Source organism: Mycoplana ramosa (assembly GCF_041930185.1).
GTDB classification, from domain to species: domain Bacteria; phylum Pseudomonadota; class Alphaproteobacteria; order Rhizobiales; family Rhizobiaceae; genus Mycoplana; species Mycoplana ramosa.
Genome location: NZ_JBHEEW010000009.1, coordinates 69,058 through 92,899, shown reverse-complemented (window position 1 = coordinate 92,899; position 23,842 = coordinate 69,058). Strand labels below are relative to the sequence as shown.

30 protein-coding genes are annotated in these 23,842 nt (G+C 63.6%); 13 read left to right on the top strand and 17 right to left on the bottom strand.

From position 1 onward, the window contains the following. Window positions 1–51: 51 nt before the first annotated feature. The 7 genes from arsK to JNC62_RS13175 form a co-directional block, all read right to left on the bottom strand. Window positions 52–1,353 carry an arsenite efflux MFS transporter ArsK gene (arsK, locus tag JNC62_RS13205; RefSeq protein WP_374839477.1) on the bottom strand — a complete coding sequence of 434 codons (1,302 nt, stop codon included), beginning with the start codon at window positions 1,351–1,353 and terminating at the stop codon, window positions 52–54. Then, complete coding sequence (arsH, locus tag JNC62_RS13200; protein ID WP_374839475.1) at window positions 1,350–2,096, bottom strand: arsenical resistance protein ArsH; 747 nt, start codon at window positions 2,094–2,096, stop codon at window positions 1,350–1,352. The genes arsK and arsH overlap by 4 nt, the downstream gene beginning before the upstream one ends. Further along, complete coding sequence (gene arsC, locus JNC62_RS13195) at window positions 2,053–2,481, bottom strand: arsenate reductase (glutaredoxin) (protein ID WP_374839473.1); 429 nt, start codon at window positions 2,479–2,481, stop codon at window positions 2,053–2,055. The genes arsH and arsC overlap by 44 nt, the downstream gene beginning before the upstream one ends. After that, the gene (gene arsB / locus JNC62_RS13190) at window positions 2,478–3,536 is read right to left on the bottom strand and encodes an ACR3 family arsenite efflux transporter (protein ID WP_374839471.1); all 1,059 of its coding nucleotides are present in this window, start codon (window positions 3,534–3,536) and stop codon (window positions 2,478–2,480) included. The genes arsC and arsB overlap by 4 nt, the downstream gene beginning before the upstream one ends. Next, window positions 3,536–4,063 carry an arsenate reductase ArsC gene (locus tag JNC62_RS13185; RefSeq protein ID WP_374839469.1) on the bottom strand — a complete coding sequence of 176 codons (528 nt, stop codon included), beginning with the start codon at window positions 4,061–4,063 and terminating at the stop codon, window positions 3,536–3,538. Before JNC62_RS13185 ends, arsB begins: the two co-directional genes overlap by 1 nt. Window positions 4,064–4,184: 121 nt before the next feature. Further along, on the bottom strand, window positions 4,185–4,535 hold the full coding sequence (locus JNC62_RS13180) for an ArsR/SmtB family transcription factor (RefSeq protein ID WP_374839467.1): 351 nt from the start codon (window positions 4,533–4,535) through the stop codon (window positions 4,185–4,187). A 93-nt stretch (window positions 4,536–4,628) separates the two neighbouring features. Then, complete coding sequence (locus JNC62_RS13175; RefSeq protein ID WP_374839465.1) at window positions 4,629–5,525, bottom strand: LysR family transcriptional regulator; 897 nt, start codon at window positions 5,523–5,525, stop codon at window positions 4,629–4,631. A gap of 107 nt (window positions 5,526–5,632) precedes the next feature. Here JNC62_RS13175 and JNC62_RS13170 point away from each other — a divergent pair, with 107 nt between their 5' ends. Together JNC62_RS13170 and JNC62_RS13165 are read left to right on the top strand one after the other, a co-directional pair. Then, the gene (locus JNC62_RS13170; RefSeq protein WP_374839463.1) at window positions 5,633–6,247 is read left to right on the top strand and encodes a nitroreductase family protein; all 615 of its coding nucleotides are present in this window, start codon (window positions 5,633–5,635) and stop codon (window positions 6,245–6,247) included. Continuing rightward, window positions 6,244–7,089 (top strand): EamA family transporter, encoded by an 846-nt coding sequence (locus tag JNC62_RS13165; RefSeq protein ID WP_374839462.1) that lies wholly within the window; start codon window positions 6,244–6,246, stop codon window positions 7,087–7,089. The genes JNC62_RS13170 and JNC62_RS13165 overlap by 4 nt, the downstream gene beginning before the upstream one ends. Window positions 7,090–7,347: 258 nt before the next feature. On the opposite strand, the gene JNC62_RS13160 is transcribed toward JNC62_RS13165, so the two are convergent. Further along, entirely contained in the window at window positions 7,348–7,818 is a 471-nt protein-coding gene (locus tag JNC62_RS13160; RefSeq protein ID WP_374839460.1) for an aminoacyl-tRNA deacylase, read from the bottom strand. Between the two features lie 240 nt (window positions 7,819–8,058). Between JNC62_RS13160 and JNC62_RS13155 the strand changes: the two genes are divergently transcribed. Further along, entirely contained in the window at window positions 8,059–8,487 is a 429-nt protein-coding gene (locus JNC62_RS13155; protein ID WP_374839458.1) for a GFA family protein, read from the top strand. Window positions 8,488–8,702: 215 nt separating this feature from the next. After that, entirely contained in the window at window positions 8,703–9,062 is a 360-nt protein-coding gene (locus tag JNC62_RS13150) for a DUF488 domain-containing protein (RefSeq protein WP_374839457.1), read from the top strand. A 100-nt stretch (window positions 9,063–9,162) separates the two neighbouring features. Here JNC62_RS13150 and JNC62_RS13145 read toward each other — a convergent pair whose 3' ends face one another. Both JNC62_RS13145 and JNC62_RS13140 read right to left on the bottom strand, forming a co-directional pair. Continuing rightward, on the bottom strand, window positions 9,163–9,504 hold the full coding sequence (locus JNC62_RS13145) for a DMT family transporter (protein WP_374839455.1): 342 nt from the start codon (window positions 9,502–9,504) through the stop codon (window positions 9,163–9,165). Between the two features lie 37 nt (window positions 9,505–9,541). Beyond that, window positions 9,542–10,102, bottom strand: coding sequence for a TetR/AcrR family transcriptional regulator (locus JNC62_RS13140; RefSeq protein ID WP_374839453.1), 561 nt, complete (start codon window positions 10,100–10,102; stop codon window positions 9,542–9,544). 162 nt (window positions 10,103–10,264) lie between these two features. Here JNC62_RS13140 and JNC62_RS13135 point away from each other — a divergent pair, with 162 nt between their 5' ends. Both JNC62_RS13135 and JNC62_RS13130 read left to right on the top strand, forming a co-directional pair. Then, window positions 10,265–10,672 carry a globin domain-containing protein gene (locus JNC62_RS13135; RefSeq protein ID WP_374839590.1) on the top strand — a complete coding sequence of 136 codons (408 nt, stop codon included), beginning with the start codon at window positions 10,265–10,267 and terminating at the stop codon, window positions 10,670–10,672. 10 nt (window positions 10,673–10,682) lie between these two features. Beyond that, complete coding sequence (locus tag JNC62_RS13130) at window positions 10,683–11,057, top strand: DUF423 domain-containing protein (RefSeq protein ID WP_374839451.1); 375 nt, start codon at window positions 10,683–10,685, stop codon at window positions 11,055–11,057. A 120-nt stretch (window positions 11,058–11,177) separates the two neighbouring features. On the opposite strand, the gene JNC62_RS13125 is transcribed toward JNC62_RS13130, so the two are convergent. From JNC62_RS13125 to JNC62_RS13115, 3 genes are all read right to left on the bottom strand, one after another. Further along, window positions 11,178–11,567 carry a DUF2325 domain-containing protein gene (locus JNC62_RS13125; protein WP_374839589.1) on the bottom strand — a complete coding sequence of 130 codons (390 nt, stop codon included), beginning with the start codon at window positions 11,565–11,567 and terminating at the stop codon, window positions 11,178–11,180. A 404-nt stretch (window positions 11,568–11,971) separates the two neighbouring features. Next, window positions 11,972–12,874: an energy transducer TonB family protein gene (locus JNC62_RS13120; protein ID WP_374839449.1), complete on the bottom strand. Its 903-nt coding sequence runs from the start codon at window positions 12,872–12,874 to the stop codon at window positions 11,972–11,974. A gap of 46 nt (window positions 12,875–12,920) precedes the next feature. Beyond that, complete coding sequence (locus tag JNC62_RS13115) at window positions 12,921–13,349, bottom strand: hypothetical protein (RefSeq protein ID WP_374839447.1); 429 nt, start codon at window positions 13,347–13,349, stop codon at window positions 12,921–12,923. Between the two features lie 318 nt (window positions 13,350–13,667). Here JNC62_RS13115 and JNC62_RS13110 point away from each other — a divergent pair, with 318 nt between their 5' ends. The 6 genes from JNC62_RS13110 to JNC62_RS13085 all read left to right on the top strand — a co-directional run bounded on the left by JNC62_RS13110 (window position 13,668) and on the right by JNC62_RS13085 (window position 18,618). Beyond that, the gene (locus JNC62_RS13110) at window positions 13,668–14,720 is read left to right on the top strand and encodes a hemin-degrading factor (RefSeq protein ID WP_374839445.1); all 1,053 of its coding nucleotides are present in this window, start codon (window positions 13,668–13,670) and stop codon (window positions 14,718–14,720) included. 12 nt (window positions 14,721–14,732) lie between these two features. Next, window positions 14,733–15,680, top strand: coding sequence for a heme/hemin ABC transporter substrate-binding protein (locus JNC62_RS13105; RefSeq protein ID WP_374839443.1), 948 nt, complete (start codon window positions 14,733–14,735; stop codon window positions 15,678–15,680). Window positions 15,681–15,684: 4 nt separating this feature from the next. After that, entirely contained in the window at window positions 15,685–16,776 is a 1,092-nt protein-coding gene (locus JNC62_RS13100) for a FecCD family ABC transporter permease (RefSeq protein WP_374839441.1), read from the top strand. Between the two features lie 35 nt (window positions 16,777–16,811). Further along, entirely contained in the window at window positions 16,812–17,600 is a 789-nt protein-coding gene (locus tag JNC62_RS13095) for a heme ABC transporter ATP-binding protein (protein ID WP_374839439.1), read from the top strand. A 98-nt stretch (window positions 17,601–17,698) separates the two neighbouring features. Beyond that, window positions 17,699–18,076, top strand: a complete 378-nt coding sequence (locus tag JNC62_RS13090; RefSeq protein WP_374839437.1) for a hypothetical protein — start codon at window positions 17,699–17,701, stop codon at window positions 18,074–18,076. A 101-nt stretch (window positions 18,077–18,177) separates the two neighbouring features. After that, window positions 18,178–18,618 carry a hypothetical protein gene (locus JNC62_RS13085; protein ID WP_374839435.1) on the top strand — a complete coding sequence of 147 codons (441 nt, stop codon included), beginning with the start codon at window positions 18,178–18,180 and terminating at the stop codon, window positions 18,616–18,618. Between the two features lie 39 nt (window positions 18,619–18,657). On the opposite strand, the gene JNC62_RS13080 is transcribed toward JNC62_RS13085, so the two are convergent. The 3 genes from JNC62_RS13080 to JNC62_RS13070 form a co-directional block, all read right to left on the bottom strand. Continuing rightward, window positions 18,658–20,172, bottom strand: coding sequence for a sensor histidine kinase (locus JNC62_RS13080; RefSeq protein ID WP_374839433.1), 1,515 nt, complete (start codon window positions 20,170–20,172; stop codon window positions 18,658–18,660). A gap of 198 nt (window positions 20,173–20,370) precedes the next feature. After that, window positions 20,371–20,922 (bottom strand): RNA polymerase sigma factor, encoded by a 552-nt coding sequence (locus JNC62_RS13075; RefSeq protein ID WP_374839431.1) that lies wholly within the window; start codon window positions 20,920–20,922, stop codon window positions 20,371–20,373. A gap of 5 nt (window positions 20,923–20,927) precedes the next feature. Beyond that, the gene (locus JNC62_RS13070; protein ID WP_374839429.1) at window positions 20,928–21,125 is read right to left on the bottom strand and encodes a NepR family anti-sigma factor; all 198 of its coding nucleotides are present in this window, start codon (window positions 21,123–21,125) and stop codon (window positions 20,928–20,930) included. A gap of 129 nt (window positions 21,126–21,254) precedes the next feature. Here JNC62_RS13070 and JNC62_RS13065 point away from each other — a divergent pair, with 129 nt between their 5' ends. Next, window positions 21,255–22,061, top strand: a complete 807-nt coding sequence (locus JNC62_RS13065) for a response regulator (protein WP_374839427.1) — start codon at window positions 21,255–21,257, stop codon at window positions 22,059–22,061. A 193-nt stretch (window positions 22,062–22,254) separates the two neighbouring features. On the opposite strand, the gene JNC62_RS13060 is transcribed toward JNC62_RS13065, so the two are convergent. Beyond that, complete coding sequence (locus JNC62_RS13060; RefSeq protein ID WP_374839425.1) at window positions 22,255–23,838, bottom strand: FGGY-family carbohydrate kinase; 1,584 nt, start codon at window positions 23,836–23,838, stop codon at window positions 22,255–22,257. Window positions 23,839–23,842 lie beyond the last annotated feature (4 nt).

The following is a 23,842-nucleotide window of genomic DNA, read 5'->3' as shown; positions in this document are numbered from 1 at the left end:
CTCGTCCAATCCCAAGCCCGTCGCTGCTTACAAGGAAAGGCTGGCCGCCATTCACGATCTGTCACACTTGACCGTCGAGGTGCTGGCAGCCTGACTAGCCGACTTAGCCGTGAGCGATGGCGGCGGCTCCTGCCCTGAGCCTTCGCCCCGGCAGGGCTTCGATGTCCGGACAAGACCTGCGATCGCCGCAAGCGCCAGAACGGCAGCGACACCGCCGATCATGACGCTTCCGAGCGACCAGGGGATGCCGACATGGCCAATGGCGAAGGCGAACGCGAACGGCGCGCCCGCCGACGCAATCAACCGTGCGGCCATCACCCTGCCCTGCAGCGCGCCATAGCCAGCGCTGCCGAACAGCGACAACGGAAGCGTGCCGGAGACGATGCTGAACAGGCCGTTGCCGAAGCCGAACAGGCAGGCGAAGACGACGGCGGCGACGGTCGAAGGCGCACCCAGCAGCAAAACGGCCGGCGAGATCGCCATCAGCCCCGCCGAAATCGCCGCCAGCCAGAGCGGCGGCAGGTCACGCCCGAGCAGCATGTTGATGAGACGGCTCGCAACCTGGGAGGGGCCGAAGAGGCTTCCGACGGTGACGGCGAGTGCGGCAAGTCCGAGACCGGACAAGAGCGGAACCATATGGACCAGGATCGCCGAGCTGACCAGGGCCTGGAACGAGAAGCCGACGACCATGAGGATGAAGCCGAGCTGCCGCTGCTCCGGCCTCAGGGATCCCCGAACCGCCGCAGCCGCAGCCGTGTTCACCCCGCTTCGGCTCATGCCGTGTCCGAGCTGGCGCGCCAGCCAGAGGTGCACCGGCGCGCAGATCAGGATATTTGCGGCCGCGAAGACCGCGTAGACGCCCTGCCAGGGCAGGCCCTGATGCAAAGCGGCGGTGATCGGCCAGAACATCGTCGAGGCGAACCCGGCGATAAGTGTCAGGTAGGTGATGCTCCTTGCGGCCACCTCCGGGCGCAGCTGGACGAGGAGCGCAAATGCGGCACCATATTGGACGAGATTTGCGGCCATCTCCGTCAGAACCAACGCAATTCCGAAGAAGGCTGCATTGGGTGCCAATGCGCAGAGCAGCAGCGCGGCCCCCGCGATCGCCGAGCCGAACGTCATCACCCTGCCTGCCCCGAAACGGTCCAGTGCATTGCCCAACCACGGAGCGGCCAGACCGCCCGCAAGCAGAGCGATCGAGAGCATGCCGAATATCCACTCGGTCGAGAGGCCGAAGCCCCGCGCCATGTCCGACGCGAGGATGGAGAAGGAATAGTAGAGGGTGCCGTAGCCGATGTTCTGGGTCAGGCCGAGCGCGGCAATCGCCGCCCAAGGCAGGCGCGTATGGCTCATATCGATGTCAGCGAGACCCGTTGCTCGAGCTTGGCGGCGTCCTCCTTCCGCTCGCTGTAGCGGTCGGTCAGGTACGCGGAGGCATCGCGCGTCAAGAGGGTGAACTTCACCAGTTCCTCGCAGACGTCGACGACGCGATCGTAAAACGACGACGGCTTCATCCGGCCATCCGCATCGAATTCCTGATAGGCCTTGGCGACGCTGCTCTGGTTGGGGATGGTGATCATCCGCATCCAGCGGCCGAGGATGCGCATCTGGTTGACCGCATTGAACGACTGGCTGCCGCCGGAGACTTCCATGACCGCCAGCGTTTTTCCCTGCGTGGGGCGCACCGAGCCGACAGCGAGCGGTATCCAGTCGATCTGCGCCTTCATGATGCCGGTCATCGCGCCGTGGCGTTCGGGGCTCACCCAGAGGTGTCCCTCCGACCATTCGGACAGCGCGCGCAGTTCCTGCACCTTCGGATGGTTCGCCGGCTCCTCGTCGGGAAGCGGAAGCCCGCGCGGATCGAAGATCCTCACGTCGCATCCGAAGTGCTCCAGCAGCCGCCGGGCCTCATGCGCCAGAAGGCGGCTGTAGGAGACCTCCCGGAGAGACCCGTAGAGAATCAGGATCTTCGGCCTGTGCGTCGAGAATGTCGGCCGCAGCGCGTCAAGGTCGGGCTGCCGGAAGTGGCTGGGATCGGCCGCGGGAAATGCTTCAGACAATGCGCTGCCCCTTTTCGTCGAGGACTTGCTCGCCATCCTCCTTCGCGAATGCTCCCCTGTGGGTGTCCGGCAGGATCTCCAGCACGACCTCGGACGGTCGCGCCAGACGCGTGCCGAGCGGCGTGACCACGAACGGGCGGTTGATCAGGATCGGATGCGCGAGCATCGCGTCCAGCAACTGATCCTCGGTGAGGCCCGGATTGTCGAGGCCGAGCTCGGCATAGGGCGTTCCCTTCTCGCGGATCGCGTCGCGGACGCGCAGTCCGGCATCGGCGATCATCCTAGCGAGTTGGTCACGCGTCGGAGGCGTGTCCAGATATTCGATTACGGTCGGCTCGATACCGGCGTTGCGGATCATCGCCAGCGTGTTCCGGGACGTCCCGCAATCGGGGTTGTGGTAGATGGTGACGTCCACTGTCATGCCCTTTCGGTGATGGAGTTTCTGGCGACGGCGGGGGCGGCTTCGTACCAGCCCTTCGATCTGTTCACGATCCAGACGACGGACAGCATCACGGGAACCTCGATGAGGACGCCGACGACGGTCGCAAGTGCGGCGCCGGACTGGAAGCCGAAGAGGCTGATGGCGGCGGCGACCGCAAGCTCGAAGAAGTTGCTGGCCCCGATCAGAGCCGAGGGCCCGGCCACGCAATGACGCTCGCCGGAGATGCGGTTCAAAAGGTATGCAAGACCGGAATTGAAGTAGACCTGGATGAGGATCGGAACAGCGAGGAGTGCGATGATCGCCGGCTGCGCGATGATCTGCTCGCCCTGGAAACCGAACAGCAGGACCAGCGTTGCCAGCAGCGCCACGAGCGACAGCGGCTGCAGCTTCGACAGCAGGCTGTCGAGTGCGGCCGTTGTTCCATTTTTCACCAGGCGGCCGCGGAGCATCTGGGCGATCGCGACCGGAATGAGGATGTAGAGGACGACCGAAATCACCAGCGTGTCCCACGGCACGATGATCGCCGAGAGGCCGAGCAGCAGGCCGACGATCGGCGCGAACGCCACGATCATGATCGCATCGTTCAGGGCGACTTGCGACAGCGTAAACAGCGGCTCGCCGCGCGTCAGGTTCGACCAGACGAAGACCATGGCGGTGCAGGGAGCGGCGGCGAGAATGATCAGCCCGGCGATGTAGGAGTCGATCTGGTCCGCGGGCAGGTAGGGGCGGAACAGCCAACCGACGAAGAGCCAGCCGAGCAGCGCCATGGAGAATGGCTTGATGGCCCAGTTGATGATCAGCGTCACGCCGATCCCCCGCCAGTAGGTGCCGACCTGCGCCAGCGAGCGGAAGTCGATCTTCACGAGCATCGGGATGATCATCAGCCAGATGAGGATCGCGACCGGGATGTTCACCTTGGCGATCTCGGCTGCACCGATGAGTTGAAAGACGCCCGGCATCAGATGGCCGAGCGCGATGCCGACGATGATGCAGAGGGCGACCCAGACGGTCAGGTAGCGTTCAAACGTCGACATCAGTTCGCCTTTCCGTGCGGGCTGGTCGCGCCATCCATCGTGCCGATCTGCCGCAACCGGGTTTCCAGCGCGATCCGGTCGATGGACTCCAGCGGCAGGCTCAGGAAGGCCATGATGCGGTTCTTCAGGAAGCGTGCCGCCTGTGCGAATGCCCGCTGGATTTCGATGTCGGAGCCCGTGACCGCCGCCGGGTCCTCGACGCCCCAGTGCGCCGTCATCGGATGACCGAGCCAGACCGGGCACGCCTCACCCGCAGCACTGTCGCAGACGGTGAAGATGAAATCCATCTGCGGAGCGCCCGGCTCGGCAAAGACATCCCAGCTCTTCGAACTGAAGCCCTCAGACGGATAACCGAGAGCCTGCAGTTCGCGCAGGGCATGCGGATTGACTTCGCCCTTCGGCTGGCTTCCGGCGGAGTAGGCCTTGAAGCGGCCTCCCCCCTCCTTCTCCAGAATGGCTTCGGCGAGGATTGAGCGAGCGGAATTGCCCGTGCAGAGGAACAGCACGTTGTAGACGGGGTCGGACATGATCGTGATCCCTAGTTCGTCAGATCGTTCTTCATCAGGGTTGCCGATGCCGGACAGAGCGAAGCCGCCTGCCGGGCGTTCAGGATTGCCATCGGAGTTGACATGACTTCCAATGAGGGCGTCATGCAGTCTCTCTCGCAGGTACACAGCAGGCGGCAGCCGCCGCAGCCGGGGCACAGATCTCCGGATGGCCGGAACAACAGTCCTCCATCAGAAACCGGACGAGACCACCGAGCGCTTCATAGTCGGCCCGGTAGATCATCGATCGCGACTCCCGCTGCTGCGAGATAAGGCCAGACCGCTCCAGTTCCTTGAGATGGAACGAAATGTTGGATGGCGAAACGCCGACCTTCTCGGCAAGCACGCCGGCTGCCAATCCGTGCGGCCCTGCGATGACCAGGATCCTGACGATCTGCAGCCGCGTTTCCTGTGAAAGAGCGCCGAACGAGATGAGAGCCTGACGTTGATCCATATTTCAACAATCCTTGAAAAATTGAAGCGAGACATAACGCAGGTTCGCGCGTTCGACAAGACGGTTTCTGCAGAAAATCTCGCTCAGGCAGCCCTATTTCTGATCGCGGCCGAACTGCCGGATCAGAAAATCGATAAAGGCCCGGATTTTGGGCGCGACGTGCTGGCGCGATGGATAGACTGCGTAATGGGTCGTTGCCGCTGTCGTCCAATCGTCTAATGCCGATTGCAGCCGCCCGGCCTCCAAATCTTTCGCCACATAGGGAAGCGGGATCAGGCTGACCCCGAAACCGCCGCGCAGCGCATCCCGGACGGCAAGGCTCGATGTGACGGAGTAGCGCGCCTCGACCGCGATCCGTTCCGTGTGTCCGGCCTTCGTGAACTCCCAAAAGTCCGCATTCACGCCAAAAGGAAAACGAATGTGGGCCAACGTCTTCAGATCGGATGGTGTTTGAGGCTTTCCATGCGCCTCGAAATAGGCGGGTGCAGCACAGAGAACATGCGGCATCACCGTCAGTTTTCTTGCCACCAGGCTCGAATCCTCAAGATTGCTGCTACCGCGAATGGCAAGATCGAACCCTTCCCGAATGATGTCGACGCGGCGGTCGTCGAGATGCAGGTCGAGCTTCAGATCCGGGTATCGCGAGAGAAATTCCGGGATTGCCTCGGAAAAGCGCGTAAGCGCGACCGTCATGGGCGCACTCACCCGCAGCGTGCCGGTCGGCGACGCCTTGGCCGAGGACAGGGCCGCTTCGGCTTCGATCAGCGCGTCGAGACCACGTGAGACATGTTCCAGGTAGGTCTTGCCCTCCCCGGTCAAAGCCATGCGTCGCGTTGTCCGGTTGATCAGACGCACCCCTAAATGGGCCTCCAGTTCCGCCACATTCTTGCTGATGGCGGGAGGAGACAGGCCAAGCTTCCGTCCAGCCGCCGCAAAGCTGCCCAGTTCCGCCACGTGCCGAAACACCTGCAACGCCGTGAAGCGGTCCATTCCATTGTTCTCCACCAGATAATAATGTCTTGCAAATCTTGCAGATTATCTGCTTCGGGTAAATTCCGTATCACTGCTGACGAACGAAAACAGCCGGGATTCTTCCGATGCAGCATTCAACAATCGACCTCATCGAGCGGCGGATTTCCGCCAACCTTTTCGATGCCTCACACACGCTGGCAGATGCCGAGATCGAGACCCTCGTCCATCTCGCGACGCGCGCGCCCACTGCCTACAATCTGCAGAACTGGCGCTTCATCGCGGTCCGGACACCGGATGCGAAGGCGAGATTGCGCAAACTCGCCTATGGGCAGGCCAAGGTTTCGGCCGCGGCCGTGACGTTCATCGTCTGTGGCCAGCTGCCCGATCACACCGCCCTGGCCGAACGGCTGCGCCCGTTTGTCGAAACCGGGCTGATGCCGCAAGCCATGGCTGCCGGCTGGCAGGAAGACGCACAGGCGAAGTATGCCGATCGCGAAGCGGCCCGGGACGAGGCCATCCGTTCGGCCACACTCGGCGCGGCAACGCTGATCTATGCCGCCGAAGCCATGGGTTTCGTCTCCGGCCCCATGGTCGGCTTCGATGCCGACGCCGTGGCCCGCGACTTCGACCTGACCGAGGGCGAAGTTCCCGTCATGCTTCTTCCCGTCGGTCGCGCAGCGCCTGGCAACTGGCCGCAGAAGCCGCGCCGTCCGCTTTCGGAGGTTCTTCGCATATCATGAGATCCAACATCTCCGATCTTCTGCTGACCGCAATCGCGCCTGTTGTCTGGGGCAGCACCTACATCGTGACGACCGAGTTCCTTGCGGGCTTTCCTCCGATCACCGTCGCCATGCTGCGGGCGCTGCCTGCAGGCTTGCTCCTGCTGGCGATCGTGCGCCAGTTGCCGACGGGCACCTGGTGGCTCCGCTCCTTCCTGCTCGGCGCTCTCAACATCTCGATCTTCCTGAGCATGCTGTTTGTCGCCGCTTACCGGCTCCCTGGCGGAGTTGCAGGGACGGTTCTTGCGGCCCAACCATTGATCGTTGTCGTTCTGTCCGCCCTTCTTCTGTCCAGTCCGGTGCGGCCATTGGCGATCATCGGTGCCTTGGTGGGCATGGGCGGCGTTGCCTTGCTGGTGCTGACCCCCGGTGCCGCGCTCGACGCCATCGGCATTGCAGCCGGGTTGGCCGGGGCATCCGCCATGGCGCTGGGCATCATCCTGGTGCGTAAGTGGCAGCCCCCGGTATCGCCACTGACCTTCACGGCGTGGCAACTGACCGCCGGCGGATTGCTTCTGGTCCCAGTCGTTTTGCTCGCCGGTCATTCCATTCCGGTTCCGACGTTCTTCAACCTGATGGGACTTGCCTGGCTCGGGCTGATCGGGGCCGCCCTGACCTATGCCCTCTGGTTCAGGGGTATCGGGCGGCTGAATTCCACGGTCGTGTCGTCGCTCCTGCTCCTCAGTCCGCTGACGGCGGTGCTGCTCGGGTGGGGTGTTCTGGATCAGACACTGACAGCACTTCAGATTGGCGGTATCGGCTTGGTGATTGGCAGCATCTGGCTCAGCCAGCGCGCTGCTTGAACCTGGGGTGCCGGACCGGATTTGCCCAGGTGCGCCGTGGCGATTGCTGACGTGCGACGGAAGCCGAGATCCCCGCGCCGCCTCGGCTATCGGCCATCCTGTTTCGGTAAACGCAAGACCGAGCGGAACTTGCGGCTAAGGACCAGGCATGCCCGCGAGCGCGTCTCGAAGCGGAAGCAATCCATGTTCTGAGGGAAGTGGCCGCGACGTTCTCGAACCCCGCGACGCTGTGCTCGGCCCGCAGCTCGTCTTGACGACCTAGGCCGGATGGCTGAACCGGGCGACGCGGGCGTCCTTCGTCAGGGTGCGGAAGGCGGGACCGCTGACGTGCACCAGCGTTCGATGATCTCCCGCCTCGAAATAAACGTCGCCGCCGTTCTCCAGGCTCTCGTCCAGAACAACCGGAACGTCATAGGCCAGTCCGATGGGCGGTACCGCGCCCTCGTCGCAGTCGGAGAAAAGCGCACTGACCTCCTCCTCCGAGGCGAGGCCGAGGCGCCGGTCCATGACTTCCTGCAGGGTGGTCAGTTCGATCCGGTGCGTGCTCGGAACCACCGCCAGGACGTAGCCCGTCTCATGGTGCACGACCACGCTCTTGGCCAGTCTTCGTCCGGGAACATGGGCGGCTTGCGCCGACTGGCTGGTGGTGGCAGTTCTGTGGTGCGCGACGGTATCGTATGCAACACCTTCGCGGTCGATATATTCCTGAAGCTTCCTGGCAATTGTCATCGTCGGCGCCCCTTCTGCTTTCATAGTGACGCGAAACGGGTCCATTCTCCTCCCATCATCGGTGAAGTCAACGGCGAAAGGCGCCTTCGCCGAAGTCCCCTATCCTGCCGCCGATCGCACAACCGCGAGGGAAGAAGGCCATTTGCACCTCGCTTCCCGCATGGTTCCCACCTGGCTCCACTTCTCGGACCGATGCGGTACACTTCGCTCACGATCCGTCGCACACGGAAGGAGCAAGCCATGCAGAAAAGCTATCCCGGAACCTGCTTCTGCGGGGCAATCGAGATCGAGGCAACCGGCGCACCGCTCGAGATGGGTTATTGCCACTGCAACTCCTGCCGCGCCTACTCCGGTGGGCCGCTCAGCGCCTACGCCCTCTGGATGACCGAGGACGTGAAGGTGAAACGCGGCGCAGAGTTCATTGGCCGTTACAACAAATCGGGGATGAGCGACCGGCAGTTCTGCATGAAATGCGGCGGCCACATCATGTCCGAGCATCCCGGTCTTGGCCTGACCGACGTGAGGGCCGCGGTCGTTTCGGGCCTCGCCTTTGAGCCGACCGTGCACCTGAACTATGCCGAATGCGTGCTGCCGATACGCGACGGCCTGGCCAAACTGAAGGACTTTCCAGCCGAAGCCGGCGGATCTGGCGAGATGGTGGCGGAATGAAGGTCGAGCGGGCATTTGGTGGGCCGGCCCTGTACTCTGCGCACCGTGAGACAGCGATCCAAGCCCGGCATTTGAAAAGTCTCGCCTTACAATCTAGAGTAAGATGCCTGCGGCTACGTGCATCACCCGATCAAGGCTCTTCGACACGGAGATCCGTCGCGGGAAACGCCTGGCGTCGCCTGGCTTAGCTGAGGTGCTTTCGTGGACGTCGCACAATGAGCAACATCACCGTCAAGCGCATCTATGCCTCCTCCGAACCCGGCGACGGGACGCGGGTCCTCGTTGATCGACTCTGGCCGCGCGGTATTTCGAAGGCGAAGGCGAACATCGACCTTTGGCTCAAGGATATTTCGCCCAGCGACGACCTTCGCAAGCGCTTCCACGCCAAGCCGGAGAGTTGGGATGCCTTTCGCAGCGCCTACGCGGAGGAACTGCAGGGCGAAGCGACGCAGGCGGCGGCAGCGGAACTGCGGGCGCTGCTCCGGAAAGGTCCGGTCACCCTGCTCTATGCCGCCAAAGACGAACGGTACAACAATGCCGTCGCCCTGAAGGAATGGCTGGACCGGCACGGCTGACGTCGTTTCTAAGGGAGCGCCGTTCAAGTCAGCCGGCCGGCGCGGCGCGTCGTTGCGCGTCCCAGGGATGGCGGCGTCGACGGCACGGCGATGCCATGTGTCAGTGAAATGTCGATTTCGAGAACAGGTTCAGGACAAGGACGCCGGCAATGATCAGGCCCAACCCGATGACGGCCGCGCGATCGAGCGTCTGTCCGAAGACAAAGTACCCCACGAGTGAAATCAGCACGATGCCCAGCCCGCTCCAGATCGCATAGGCGATGCCGACCGGCACGTAGCGCAGGCTCCAGGAGAGAAAATAGAACGCGATCGCGTAGCACACCACCATCATCACCGTCGGCAGTGCACGCGAAAAGTGCTGCGCCGCTTGCATCGCCGAGGTGCCAAGCACCTCGAACACGATCGCGACCACGAGGACCGAATAGACAAGGGTAAGGTTCATGACAAACTCCGGCGCAGCGCACGAGTTAAAGGAATGTTCAGGTTCGGGTGAGTTCGACCAGCCGGTGCATCAACGCCTGCTCGCGGGCCGGATCGAGCCGGTGGCTTTCCAGCAGGGACGCGAGCCAGAGGCCATCGGTGGCGAAGCGGACCAGTTCACAATTGATCGACAGGTCCGTTCCGGCGTGGAGTGCTGACCGGTCTTCCACCCAGCGGCGCCAGCGCTGGCGCAGGTGCGGCTCGCCAAGCAGCGCCATCGTCATTGCCTTCCAACGCTCCTCCTCGGCCATTCCGCCCGGCACGAAACACACTTTCAGATACGCTCTGGTGAAGCGGCCGCGCGGTTCGGGATCGTCGGTCATGGCCCGATGGATCGCCGCATCCAGCCGGTCGATCAGGTCGTCGAGAAGCCCGTCCAGCAAGGCGGCCTTGCTGGGGAAATGATGCAGGAGACCGCCCTTGCTGACGCCCGCCGCCGCTGCGACCGCATCCAAAGTGACGCCGCTCGCCCCCTTCTCGACACAAAGGCCGGCGGTGACCCCCAGCAGCAGCTGGCGGACGGCTTCGGGTTGCTTCTTGCGGTGATGGGCCGTTTTCATGCCGAAACATACCGTCTGGACGGTTTTATTTCAATTGCCTTATTCGGATGCCGACGCGTCGACCCTCGACGATTCCCTGCGATTCCTCGCCACGGCTTCCGAGCCGTCATTGCCCTCGCGCGTCCGCTGATCTATCTGAAGAGCCGGACGCAACAAGCGGGAATGCCAGTGCAGAACGACAAGCAGGAAGCGACGACCACGCTCTACGACGCCATCGGCGGCGACGCGACGGTACGTGCCCTGACCAGTCGGTTCTATGCGCTGATGGACACGCTGCCCGAAGCCGCCGCCTGTCGCGCCATTCACCCGACAAACCTCGCCGACAGCGAGGAAAAACTCTACGAATACCTCACCGGCTGGCTCGGCGGCCCACCGCTTTACACCGACAAGCGCGGCCACCCGATGCTGCGCCGCCGTCACTTTGTCGCTCCAATCGGGCAGGCTGAACGCGACGGCTGGCTCCTGTGCTTCACCCGGGCACTGGAGGAAACGATTTCGAGCCGACAGTTGCGAACCATCATCCTCGATCCGGTGACGCGCCTGGCGCATCACATGGTCAATCAGCAGTAGGACAGCCCCGATGGCAGGATCGATCGCACGCTCTGCAACGCTCTTCTTTGCGGGCATCATCGGTGTGGCCGGGGTGGCGAGCGCCGCGCTGGCGTCGCATGCAAGCGCAGATCCGCGCCTGCTCGGAGGCGCATCGGCCATGTGCCTCGCGCATGCCCCTGCCCTGATCGCGCTCTACGCCGCCTGGCCGACCGTGCGCAGGGCGGCATTTGCCGCAGCCCTTCTGGTCGTTGGAACGCTTCTGTTCGCCGGTGACCTCGCCATGCGGCACGCGGCGGGCCACGGGCTGTTTCCGATGTCGGCCCCAACCGGCGGCATGTTGATGATGGCCGGCTGGCTCACGGTCGCTTTCGGCGCGTTCGGCCGTCGCACGATGACGGAATGAAGCCACGGCGATACCCGCCCAGACACGATCGAGCGGTTTGCCGCCCCGCCGGCACTGCGCGGATTGGAAACGCGATCACGTTGTCGCTTGTCTGCTTCCGCGCCTCCGGCCCCTGACCGATCATTGGACGGGATTTCCGTCGCTGAGGTTCTGCAGAGCCCTCTCGAAACTGGACTTGCTGCCGTTGCGCAGCGGCACGAACGCCTTTTCCCATTTCTTGCAGCCCGTTTTGACCCGCAGGCAGGCGTCGTGGCTGATGCAGTCGATCGGGCAGAAGACGCAGTCGACCGAAGGCAGCACGTTGTCGATGCGCGAGACCGCTTCGCGAAGGCCGCCATCGTGATGGATCAGATTGGCGCCGAAGGCGCTGGCGATCTGCCGCAGGTGCGCCACCTGGCAGTCGCGACCGCCGACATAGAGAAAGCTGCGTCCCTTAAGAGCCGATTTCGCCGCCCCTTCCGCATCGGCCGGGTCGCCGCCACCAGCCTGCTGTTTCTCCCGGTCCTGCATCGGCCTTCTGTCAATCTCGATGCTTCGTCGTTTCAGCCGTGTAACCTCGACCGGGCGCGACGCGCGCGGCTCGGCAACCGGCGGGCGCGGTGCGGCAAGCCGTGCCTTGAGCGATGCCACCTCCTTTTCGAGCGCGGCGATACGGGCGTCACGCGCGGTAATCATCGCTCTCAGCACCGCTTCGCGCTGACTGTCCCTACCTGTCTGCATCTATCGCTCCTCGTGCTGGCTCCGGAAGCCCCTGATCGATGGCGCGACCGTACAAAACCTGATTTTCGTCGTAAAGTATAACTTGAGATTTTTTGTCATCTTTTTTGATGAATGGCAAATATCCGAACTCGCCGCGCAGGAATGTCCCGACGCAGCCGCGCCGGGGGGACCCAAAGCGGCATGGCATCCGGACACTATCGCTTGAAGGCGATGGGAACTCGGAATGACCAGGAGGAGCGGCCGGATTCCTCCGGGATATCCGGGAACGGCGCCGCCCGACGAACGGCTTCCATGGCGGCTTGGTCGAGTTCCGGTTGGCCCGAGCTGGCCGAAATCTTGATGCCGGTCGCCTGCCCCGAAGCGGAAATGGTGAAGCTCACCGTCACGGTCCCGACGCCCGTTCCTGCGACGCGACGCTTGGCGCGATTGATCTTGTTGCGCACCTTGCCGGGATAATTTTCGACCGCAGCGTTTCCGGCGGCCGAGGCATTTCCCTTCGCTTGCCCGCCCAGCGAGGCCGTCTTGACGTCGGCTGCGCCATCAGCGTGCCCCTTGCTGGTGGCTTGAACACTCTCGCCCTTCTCGCCCGCCTTCTTCCCAGTTTTCCTCTCGACCTTCTCCTGCTGCCTTTTTACGTCCGCATGAAGCGGACGGGCAGCCGCCGGAGGCTTTTCCGTAAGCTTGGGCTTGATGCCGGGAACGGGAACGGCGGCGCTCTCGACGGCCGCATCCTGAAGCTCGCTCCCCTCGCTCGCCTGCGGAACGATCGCATCGGCCTCTGGCACCTCGGCACGCTCGACCGGCATCACCTGTTGAAGGACGAGATCGTCGGGCATGATATCGGCGAGTTGTGGCGGAACGGGCTCCAGTATCTCAGGCTGGATTTCGTCGGGGCGCTCGGTCTCATCCGGACGACCCGACTCGATCGTTTCGAAGGCATTGTTTCCCAGCATCGCAACCTCGGCCACAACGCCGCCAGCGGTCTGCGCCGCCTCGGGCTCGGGCTCCGGCGAAAGGGTCAGGATTGCCGCTGGGCCCGCGTGCGCCATCAGCGAAAGGACGATCGCAGCGCTCCAGGTTGCTCTGCTACTGACCATGTCCAGTCCCTTTCTCCAGCCGCTTCACAAAGAGCGCACGCCTGCTTCATCCGTCCAGGGCCACTTGCGTGCTGGAACTCGTCACGATGCCGTCCATGCATGCGCCGGCCGTCAGCCCTTCCCCCTCGCACGTCGACGAATCGTTGATCAGCACCCGTTTGACGTCCTCGCATTTCGTTCCCGGAAGATCGAACTTCCGCACCTTCGTCTTGCCTTGCGGCAGGTCGCGGAAGTCGAGCGCCACCATGCGTTCAACCGTCCCGGCCACGTTGAACAGCACGAGCTCGAACGAGGCCTTGCTGACGCTCCGCGCCAGACGGTTGTCGATGACGAAGATAAAGGCGCATCCCTTCTGCGACGTGGCCAGCGCATTGAGGTCAACCCGGAGCCCTTCCGCTACGGCGTCCTGCGCCCATGGCGACCCGGCAAGCGTCATGGAAGCCGCGACAGAGAGGATTGCGCTACGAAGTTTCATTGCTTTTGCCCTTTTGCGACGCTTGCGGGTGTCGGGATCATCCATCGGCCTACTGGACAATTATGGATTGCAAAAACATTTCGGCCGGCGGTCGATCCACTCTTGCGTCCTTAAATAAATATGAGTATGAAAGTCAAGATAGATTTGACCGAGAACAACGTCAAACCACTGATCCGGCTGAGGATTTTTCAGCGCAACGGACCTGGAGACGCCCGATTTGCCGCGCGCATGCCAAAGCGCCGGGTGAAGCGGGCACCCTCCATGGTCGTATGCGGACCTGTGGGCGCGACCATATTGAACCTGAGACAGGCAGACGTCATGACCGAACATCACCGGCCCACCCCCTCCGAAATCCGCGCATACAGGCTCGAAAACCCGAACATGCGCGAGCGTGACCTCGCTGCCCAGCTCGGTATCTCGGAGGCCGCTCTCATCGCCGCCGAGGTCGGACTGACGGCGATCCGGATCGACGGCAGCGCCAATCGCCTGCTGGAGCGGGCGGAGGCGTTGGGCGAGGTCATGGTCCTCACCCGCAACGAAAGCGCAGTCCACGAGAAGATCGGGGTTTACGAGAATGTCTCGACCGGAAAGCATGCCTCGATGGTTCTTGGCGAGAACGTTGATTTGCGCATTTTCCCCGGCGTTTGGACCCACGGGTTCGCCGTGACGAAAAAGAGCGAAGGCGGCGAGGTTCGGCGAAGCCTTCAGTACTTCGATGCGGCCGGCAATGCCGTGCAGAAGATCCACCTGCGCCCCGCTTCCAATCTGGAAGCCTACGACGCGATCGTCGCCGATTTCCGCCTGGAGGACCAATCGCAGGCGTTCCTCGCCGTCGCCGCGACCGCGGCGGAGGAGACCGGTCCGGTCGACGTTCCGCTTCTGCGCGAGAACTGGAGCCAGATGACCGATACCCACCAGTTCTTCGGCATGCTGAAGAAGCTGAAGATCGGCCGGCAGGACGCCGTGCGCAGCGTCGGCGAAGACTTCGCCTGGCAGGTCGACCGCCGGTCAGCCGAGATCATGATGCGCGCGGCGGCCGAAAAGGTCACGGAGATCATGTGCTTCGTCGGCAACCACGGCGCGATCCAGATCCACACCGGCCCTGTCGAGAACATCAAGGCGATGGGTCCCTGGATCAACGTCATGGATCCCACCTTCCACCTGCACCTTCGCCAGGACCACATTGCCGAATGCTGGGTCGTGCGCAAGCCGACCAAGGACGGTCACGTCACCTCGCTCGAAGCCTATGATGCCAAGAGCGAGATGGTGATCCAGTTCTTCGGCAAGCGAAAGGAAGGGTCGGGCGAACTCGCCGAATGGCGCGAAATCCTCGACGCTCTTCCGCGCGCCGACGCCAGCGCCGCGGCCTGAGGAGACAGCAAGATGGCAAGCCGCCTTTCGCTCCGCCGCCGCCGCCTCCGGGAAATGGCGCTCACCGCCTTTGCGCTGTCGGCTCCCTTGCTGCTGCCTCTGGGCATCAACCAGCCCGGATTGGTCTCGCACGCCGTCGCTGAAGAAATGCCGATGATCGACACCTCCCGGCTCGTTTCGATTGGGGGTGCCATCACCGAGATCGTGTACGCGCTCGGCGAGGAGGGCCGGCTGGTCGCCCGCGATTCCACCAGCACCTATCCCCAAGCGACCCAAGCTCTGCCGGACATCGGCTACATGCGCGCGCTCTCGCCGGAAGGCGTCCTCGCCGTGAACCCGAGCGCGATCCTCTCGATCGAGGGCAGCGGCCCGCCGGACGCTCTGGCGGTTCTCAAAAGCGCCGGCGTCCCGTTTGAAACAATTCCCGAAGGGTTTGACCGGGCAGCCATCTTGAACAAGATCACGGCCGTTGGCCACCTGCTCGGCGTTCCCGACAGGGCCAAAGCGCTGGCGGAGACGGTCCGCGCCGATCTCGACGCAGCCATCGCCGATGCCGACAGACGCCCGGTCGCGGAGCGCAAGCGCGTCCTCTTCATCCTGAGCTTCCAGGACGGCAGGGTCATGGCGTCCGGCGCACACACGGCTGCCGACGGCATCCTGACGCTCGCCGGCGCCGTCAACGCCACCGAAGGCGCCTTTCAGGGCTACAAGCCGCTTTCCGACGAGGCGATCATCGAGGCCAGACCCGATGTGATCCTGGTGATGACACGCGGCGGCGCGCACGACACCGGCGACGCGGAAATTCTGGCGCATCCCGCGATCGCCCTGACGCCGGCCGCCGCAACGAAGTCCGTCATTCGCATGGAGAGCCTGCACCTGCTCGGCTTCGGCCCGCGCACGGCCTCGGCGATCCGCGAATTGAACGAGCGGATCTACCGCAAGACCAATGTCTCTGAGTGAGGCCATGCGAACCCGGGGCGGCCTTCTCGGTCGCCTGCGGCCTGCCGCCGATGGCGACCGGTCCGGCCTGGCGCGACTGGTGATCGCTTTCCTGGCGATGCTCACCGTTCTCGCGATGATTGCCTCGGCGGCAACCGGCGCGTCCGATGCTTCGGCTTTCGACGTCGTTGCCTCCTTGATCCGGGGCGAACCTGCCACGCTGCTGAGTGCCCGCGACCGGATCATCGTTTTCGACATCCGGCTTCCACGGGCGCTCCTTGGCGTGTTGATCGGGGCCGCGCTGGCCGTTTCCGGCGCGGTCATGCAGGGCCTCTTCCGCAACCCGCTCGCCGACCCCGGCCTGATTGGCATTTCCTCTGGCGCCGCCCTCGGTGCCGTCGTCATGATCGTGCTCGGCGGATACCTGCCGGCAACCCTGCTCGGCCTCGTCGGATCCTTCGCGCTGGCGCTCGCCGCATTTGCCGGCGGCCTGCTGACGACGTTTCTGCTCTACCGGATCGCCACCCGACACGGCCAGACCTCGGTCGCGACGATGTTGCTGGCCGGGATTGCGATCGCCGCACTCGCCGGCGCTGTCACCGGCATCCTGATCTACACGGCCGACGACAAGCAACTGCGCGACGTCACCTTCTGGAACCTCGGTTCGCTCGCCGGCGCCACCTGGCCGAAGGTCCTGACCGCAGGCCCGATCATCCTTGTTTCGCTGACGGTCCTGCCGTTTCTCGGCCGCGGGCTGAACGCGATCACGCTCGGCGAGGCGGCGGCCTTCCACATGGGCGTGAAGGTGCAGCAGCTGAAGAACATCGCCGTGGTCAGCGTCGCCGCAGCGGTCGGCGCCTCGGTCGCCGTCAGTGGCGGCATCGCCTTCATCGGCATCGTCGTGCCGCATCTCCTGCGCAGGGTGATCGGGCCCGATCACCGTTACCTGCTTCCGGCGTCCGCCCTGCTCGGCGCAACCCTGATGCTGGCCGCAGACATGGCCGCCAGGACGATCGTAGCGCCCGCCGAACTGCCGATCGGCATCATCACCGCACTGGCCGGCGCACCCTTCTTCCTCTGGATGCTGCTGCGGAACCGCCCATCCGCCGGCCTCTAGGATTTCCGTTCGCCCCGAGACCGTTTGGAACCGTCATGATCCGCGCCAAGAACCTCTCCGTCCGCCTAGCCGGAAAGCCAATCGTCGCCGATTTTTCGCTGGAGGCGAAGGCAGGCCAATTGACGGCGATTGTCGGCCCCAACGGCAGCGGCAAGACCACCAGCATGAGGGCGATGGCCGGCGAGATCGCCAGCACCGGCGAACTGACCCTCAACGGTCGTGACATTCGCGCGCTGGAGCCCTGGCAGCTTGCGATCCGCCGGGCCGTCCTGCCGCAGGCTACCACCATCGCCTTTCCCTTCACCGTTCGCGAGATCGTGCGTATGGGACTGTCGACGCGGCGGAACCGTCGCGCCGCACACGCCGACGAAATCGCAACACGGGCGCTTTGCGCCGTCGGTCTTGCCAGTTTCGAAAGGCGCTTCTTCCAGGAGCTGTCCGGCGGCGAGCAACAGCGCGTCCAGTTGGCCCGGGCCCTGGCGCAAATCTGGGAGCCAGTGCTGGACGGCGAGCCCTGCTTCCTCCTGCTCGACGAGCCGGTCTCCAGCCTCGACGTTCGCCACCAGCTGACCATCATGCGCCTCGCCCGCAGCTACTGCAAGGAAGGCGGCGGCGTGATCGCCGTCATGCACGACCTCAACCTGACGGCGATGTTCGCCGACGTGATCGTGATGATGAAGAACGGTCGCATCGTGACCGCCGGCGCGCCGGCCGGCGTTCTCACCGATGAAACCATGGAGGAGGTTTTCGGTTGCAGAATGCGCGTCGGCGGCTTGCCTGAAGCGGGAACTCCGTTCATTCTGCCTCAGACTGCCGTCGCCTGACGGCCCTCCCCTGCGCGCACAGGTGGAACCAAGGCGTCCCGTCGGCGTTGTGCTCGCAGAGCAGGGGTTTGCACGTCAACCGGGCAAGGAGAAAGCGAATGTCATCCGGAATGTTCTCGCGCGGCAAAGATCGCACCACATCCGAAGTAGCCGAAACCATCGAGGATCAGATCGCCGAACTGCGCGATCAGATTTCGGAGCTCGCAAAGGCGGTCGCCCGGGACGTGACGGATGGCGCCGGTGATGCGCGCAGCCGCTTTTCTGCGTTCCGCAAGCGCGCCGAAGATGCCCGCGGCGACGCCGAAGCCAACCTCGAGGACCTGATCGCCAGCGGCGAGGAGATCCTGGCCGAGTTGTCGGAGAAGTATCGCGACGCCGGCCGCGAGATGCGCCGGACGGTGCGCGAACATCCACTCGCAACGCTGGGCGCCGCAGCACTGGCCGGCTTCGTCATCGCCGCAATCCTTCGACGCTGACCCGTTTGTTTTGACAAAGCCGGGAAGGTCTTTCGCCATTCGCTGAGGAAGGGATCGATCGTGATTGGTGCTTACAGGCCCGAAAACAGGAGCGGCAATCCATGCGTTCGATCGTAGCGGCCCTCGCCCAGAGCCTGATTTTCAGGATCGAGGACAGGATCGAGGAGACCGTGGCCCGGTCGAAGCGCAACGCGATCTTCGTCGGAGCAGCGTTCCTGCTGCTGCTGACCGCCTATGTGCTGGGGGTCGCCGCCCTCTGCGTGACGTTGGCCAACCATTATGGCACCGTCCCAGCCCTGCTCGGCCTTGCAGGCGGCGTGACCACCATCGCACTGGTGCTCATCGCCATTCTCCTCCATCTCAACAACCGCGACGCCCAGATACGCCAACGCCGGCGAAAACAGATGCAGGCGCGTCGGCAGCTTGCTGCGCTTGCCGCCGGGACCGCCGCGCGCCAGCCGCTGGCGACCGCCGCGCTTGGGCTCGCCCTTGCCCTCTTTCTCAAGCCCGATTCGCGCCGGCGCCGCCGCCCGGACGAGTAGTCACTCGCGCAGCGCAGACCGGTTCGAACATCCGTCGATTTACTCCAGCGGCAGTCGAACGAGCGCCGTAAGCCCGCTTGGCAAAAATTCGAGATGCACGCTACTGCCCAACACCTTGTCGAGGCTGCGCTCGATGAGCACGATGCCGAACCCGTCGCGCTTCGGCGGCTCGACCGGCGGACCGCCGGTCTCGTGCCAGGTCATGTGCAGCACCGGCTTGCCTTCGTCCTTGACAACGCGGGCGGTCAGCACCAGCTTGCCGCCGACCCTGGACAAGGCACCATATTTTCGGGCGTTCGACGCGAGTTCATGCAGCACCAGGCCCAGGCCGATCGCCTGATCCGGTCCCAGTTGCACCTCGTCCTTGTGGATTTCCACCTGCGCATCCAAGTCATCGACATAGGGCTTGATCTGCGCCTGCAGCAGTGGTGTCAGGCGAATGCGGCCCCACTCATAGTCGCTCAAGAGGCCGTGCGCCTCGGAGATCGCTTGCAGGCGGCCGGCAAAGGCCTCCATGAAAGCGACCGGATCATTCGTCCGCCGCAGCGTCTGACGCGCGAGCGATTGCAGCATGGCGAGCGTGTTCTTGACGCGATGGTTCAGTTCACGCAACAACAACCGCATCCGTTCCGAGGCAATCTGTCCTTCCGTAACGTCGAGCGTGATGCCAAGAAACATCAGCGGACGCCCCTCGCCGTCCAACTCATGGACCCGCCCCCGTCCAAGAAGCCAGCGGCCCGTGGCAACGGCCCGAAACATGCCATCGTATTCGGCGCCCGTCTTCAGCGCTTCACGCAAACTGGCGATCGTCGCTTTCCTGTCCTCCGGATGTATCGCCGAAAAAACCTTGCGCGCGGTCAGCGGCGCTCCCGGCTTGAGGTCGAGCATACGCATCAGCGGTGGATTGCCGACGACCGTCCCGGTCTTGAGGTTCCACAGCCAGTTTCCCACATTGGCGGCCTCCAATGCGGACGCATGTCGCTGCTCCTCTCGCGCGATGGCCTCGTTCGCGGTGGCCCTGCGCCGCGCCTCCTCCTTGAGCAGGAGAAGCGTGCCGGCAAGCTTGGCAAACTGGTGCAAGTGAAGCAGGGCGTCCTGCGGGACGTCGGCGCGGGGAGCAACATCGAAGACGCAGACGCTTCCGATCGGGTGACCGACATGCATGATCGGCACCCCCGCATAGAAGCGCAAGCGGGGCTCGCCGGTGACAGTGGGCAGTCTGGAAAAACGCCGGTCCTTCAATGCGTTCCTGACGACGAGCGGTGCGCCGCTGCCCGTCAGCAGGTGGGCGCAGAAGGTCTCCCGCGCATTTGCACTGATCTCGGAGATGCCTTTGCGCGCCAGAAACCATTGGGTGGCATCATCAATCAGACTGACAAGCGCGATCGGCGCTGAAAAGAGCCCAGCCGCAAGATCTGCAATTCCAGTAAAATCTGAATCCGGTCCCGCATAGGCCGGTAACGTCGCATGCACAGCGGCAAGCCGCTCGGGCGACGAAAGCGCGGCGGCGACGGACAGCGGCGGCTTGGCGCTCCTTATCGTGGCTCCCGTCATTTCCGCACCACCCCGCGGCTGCGGCTCGACGTTACCCCGTCTCGGTTGCCAGAACCTGCTTCTCTCACAACATTGTCCCCACTCAACCCGCTTGAATTGTTCCCCCTGGCGCAGTCCTTCCGGTTGGTTTGCCGCGCCTTGGGCTCCTGGCGTTTCGCATGTCCCTGCCTCGCCCCCTTCCGCTTTGGCAGATACGCTTTAGGACACGAAGGCCCGTGATGTCAGCGGCGCCGAAACCGCATCCGGGCCGAACTGATCCTCGTCGCAAATTTTCAGGATCTCCTGCAGTTTCTGTCTCGCCCGGTTCACGCGGCTTTTGATCGTGCCGAGCGCGCAGCCGCTGATCTCCGCCGCCTCTTCATACGAAAGACCAGAGGCGCCGACGAGGACAATCGCTTCCCGCTGCTCGGCGGGAAGCTGGGCCAAGGCCTTCTGGAAATCCTGCATATCCAGCGCGCCGTACTGTGCGGGATGTTGGGCGAGACTTTCCGTCAGCAAGCCGTCGCTGTCTTGCACTTCGCGGCCACGCTTTCGCAACTTGCTGTAGAGCTCATTGCGCAGGATCGTGAACAGCCAGGCCTTCATGTTCGTGCCCATCTCGAACTGCTCTTGCTTGGCCCAGGCCTTCACGATCGTGTCCTGCACGAGGTCATCGGCCTCATGGTGACGACCGACGAGGGAGATGGCGAACGCTCTGAGACTCGGAAGGTTCGCGAGCAACTCCCGCTTGAAATTGGTGGCCTGTTCCATTTCGCTCACCGATCTCGGTCCTCCATCTGCAGTTCGCTCAGTTTTTCGGCACCGTCGAGTTTCTCAAGAAGATCAAGAAACTGTTTGGGGATCGGCTCATTCTCGACCGAGAGATAGAACGAGCGCAATTTCTGCGCGATCTGGGCTTCCGCGCCGGTCGGCATCGTCGGATCTGATTGTTGGCGTTGTGTCACGATCAGCATCTTTCAAAAACACTCTGGCAATATCTCGCACAAATGCACGACAACCAAAAAGGTTCCGCTTGAGGGAACCGAAAATGAACGGGAGCGTTCATCGTGACAGGTTAATGGTCCGCACCACCGGAGAGTTCCATGCCGATTTCCGATCGCATCCTGCCGTATCTGCCGGGCCTTCGGCGCTATGCGCGCGCCCTGACGGGCTCTCAGTCTTCTGGTGATGCATACGTGGCCGCCACGCTGGAAGCGGCGCTGTCCGACTCCCAGATCCTCGGCAGCAATGATGGTGATGGGGAGGAGGATGACCGTCTGTGCCTTTTCCGGCTGCTGTCGAGGATGATCTCAACAGGTCCTTTGTCGCTAAGCGTGACCATGCCAATCCGCAGCGGCGCGGAGGCGCCGCTCGACCTTGCGGCTGTGCCGCCGCGTGTCCGGCAGGTCCTGTTGCTGGTGACGATGGAAGGCTTCTCCACAACACAGGCGGGGAAAATTCTGGAACTGGACGAAAGCGGAGTGCGCGACCTGCTCGATAGCGCCTACCGCGAGATCGCGGCGCAGGCCGAAACGGGAATCATGATCATCGAGGACGAACCGCTGATCGCGCTCGATCTGGCCGACATGATCATCGACATGGGCCATCACGTGAGCGGAATTGCCCGCACCAGGGCCGAGGCGGAACAGGTCTGGAGCGAAACCCTGCCCGGACTGATCCTGGCGGACGTTCAGCTCGCCGACGGCAGTTCCGGCATCGACGCGGTCAATTCCATCCTGTCACGCACCGACTTGCCGGTGATCTTCGTGACCGCCTATCCGGACAGGCTGCTGACCGGCGAGCGGCCGGAACCGGCCTATCTCATCAGCAAGCCTTTCAATCCCGAAACGATAAAGGTGCTCATCAACCAGGCACTGCTGACGAACCTGTCGCATCGGGCGGCCGCTTGAAGCAAGCGTCAAAAAACAGCAGCCAGTGCGGGGAGCACTGGCTGCTTGATTGTCCGCGTGCCGGAGGGGACACGGCCGCGGTCCTCTCACCGACTTCAAGGGCCTCGCATTGGGGGATGCGGGTTTTGCCGGTGACATTGCCCAAAACGCCGTTGCCGGGGAAAGGTTCCGGCTGTTGGCGCTTCTTCTTTCGTCAGTCGATCCGTTCCAGCTCGTCACGATGCCGGTACATGGCCAAAAAGCGCCTGTATTCACGATCGTAAAGAGCGCGCTTGCGAGGATCGGGAAGATACTCCATCCCTCCCGGATACATGCCCGCCCCCGCCGACGCCAGGTTCGTGTAGAGCCCGCCCGTGACCGCTGCAGCCATCGCCGTCCCGAGCAGCACCGCGTCGCTCGTCTTCGGCACCACGACCTTGCAGCCAGTCACGTCCTTATAGATCTCCATCAACAGAGGATTGCGAAGGTGCCCGCCAGTCACATGCAACGTCTCGAGCGCGTAGCCGCCCTCGCCCAGCTTTTCGATGACGTGCCGGATGCCCAGAACAATGGCCAGGCAGGCTTTCCAATACAGCCTGCACAATCCATCGAAGGAGGCATCCAGCGAAAGGCCGCTGATGACGCCGAGTCCGTGCGGATCGGCCAGCGGCGAGCGATTGCCATGGAAGTCCGGCAGGACGTGCAGCCGGGAGGCAAAATCGTCGCCCTCCTTGGCTCGCAGCTCGCGGATGCGCGTCACGATGCGCTGATGGGTCGCGGCAACCGGATCGCCACCTGCACTGTGCAGGCGGACGATGTGATCGAGCAGCGCCCCGGTTGCCGACTGGCCACCCTCCACCAGCCAGTGCCCGGGCAGAACCACTTCGTAGTATGGTCCCCACATGCCGAAGCCGAATTTCTTGTCCCGCGACAGCGCCGCCACGCAACTCGAGGTCCCACCGATCAGCGCCAGCTGACCCTCCAGACGCCCGCAATCGCCGAGAAATTCACCAAGCACGCCGATCACCCCGGCATAGGCGTCAATCATCCCGGGGCCGACGACGCAGCCGGTATCGAGGCCGAGGTCGGCGGCTGCCTGTTCCGTCAACCGCCCGACCGCGGTGCCGACCGGCAGCGTCTCCTTTGGCAGCGCCCCCCGCTCCCGCAGATCCTCAAGACCGATCTGAGCAAGAAAATCCTCGCGCCAGCCGTCCTGTTCATGCGCCAGATAGTTCCACTTCGCCGTGGTCGTGCAGCGCGACCGAGCCAGCGAGCCTGTCGCCCGCCAGGTCAGGAAATCGGCGAGATCGAAGAAATAGCCGGCCTTTTTCCATTGTTGAGGCTGATGGCGCTTCAGCCACATCAGCTTCGGCATCTGCATCTCCGGCGACATCACCTTTCCGGAATGCGCAAGCAGCGGATGCCCGGTCGCCGTACAGATGTCGGCTTCAGCCAGCGCGCGATGGTCCAGCCAGACGATCGTGTCCCAGCGCGAATCCTCTCGGCCCGAAACGGCCAGGGGTCTTCCGTGGCGATCCCGGACCACGAGGGAACAGGTGGCGTCGAAGCCGAGGGCCGCAACCCGGTTCGCGCCGACACCAGCCGTCTCGCGCGCCCGCCTCACCGCGCTTAAGACGGCGCACCAGATGTCTTCTGAATCGTGTTCCGCATGATTTTCGCACGGCCGGTTCATCGCGATGGGGTGCTCTGCGCGCGCCAGCATCGCACCACCCCGGTCGAACACGCCCGCACGGGCGCTTCCGGTCCCGACATCGACCGCAACCATCAGATCGCGCATGTAT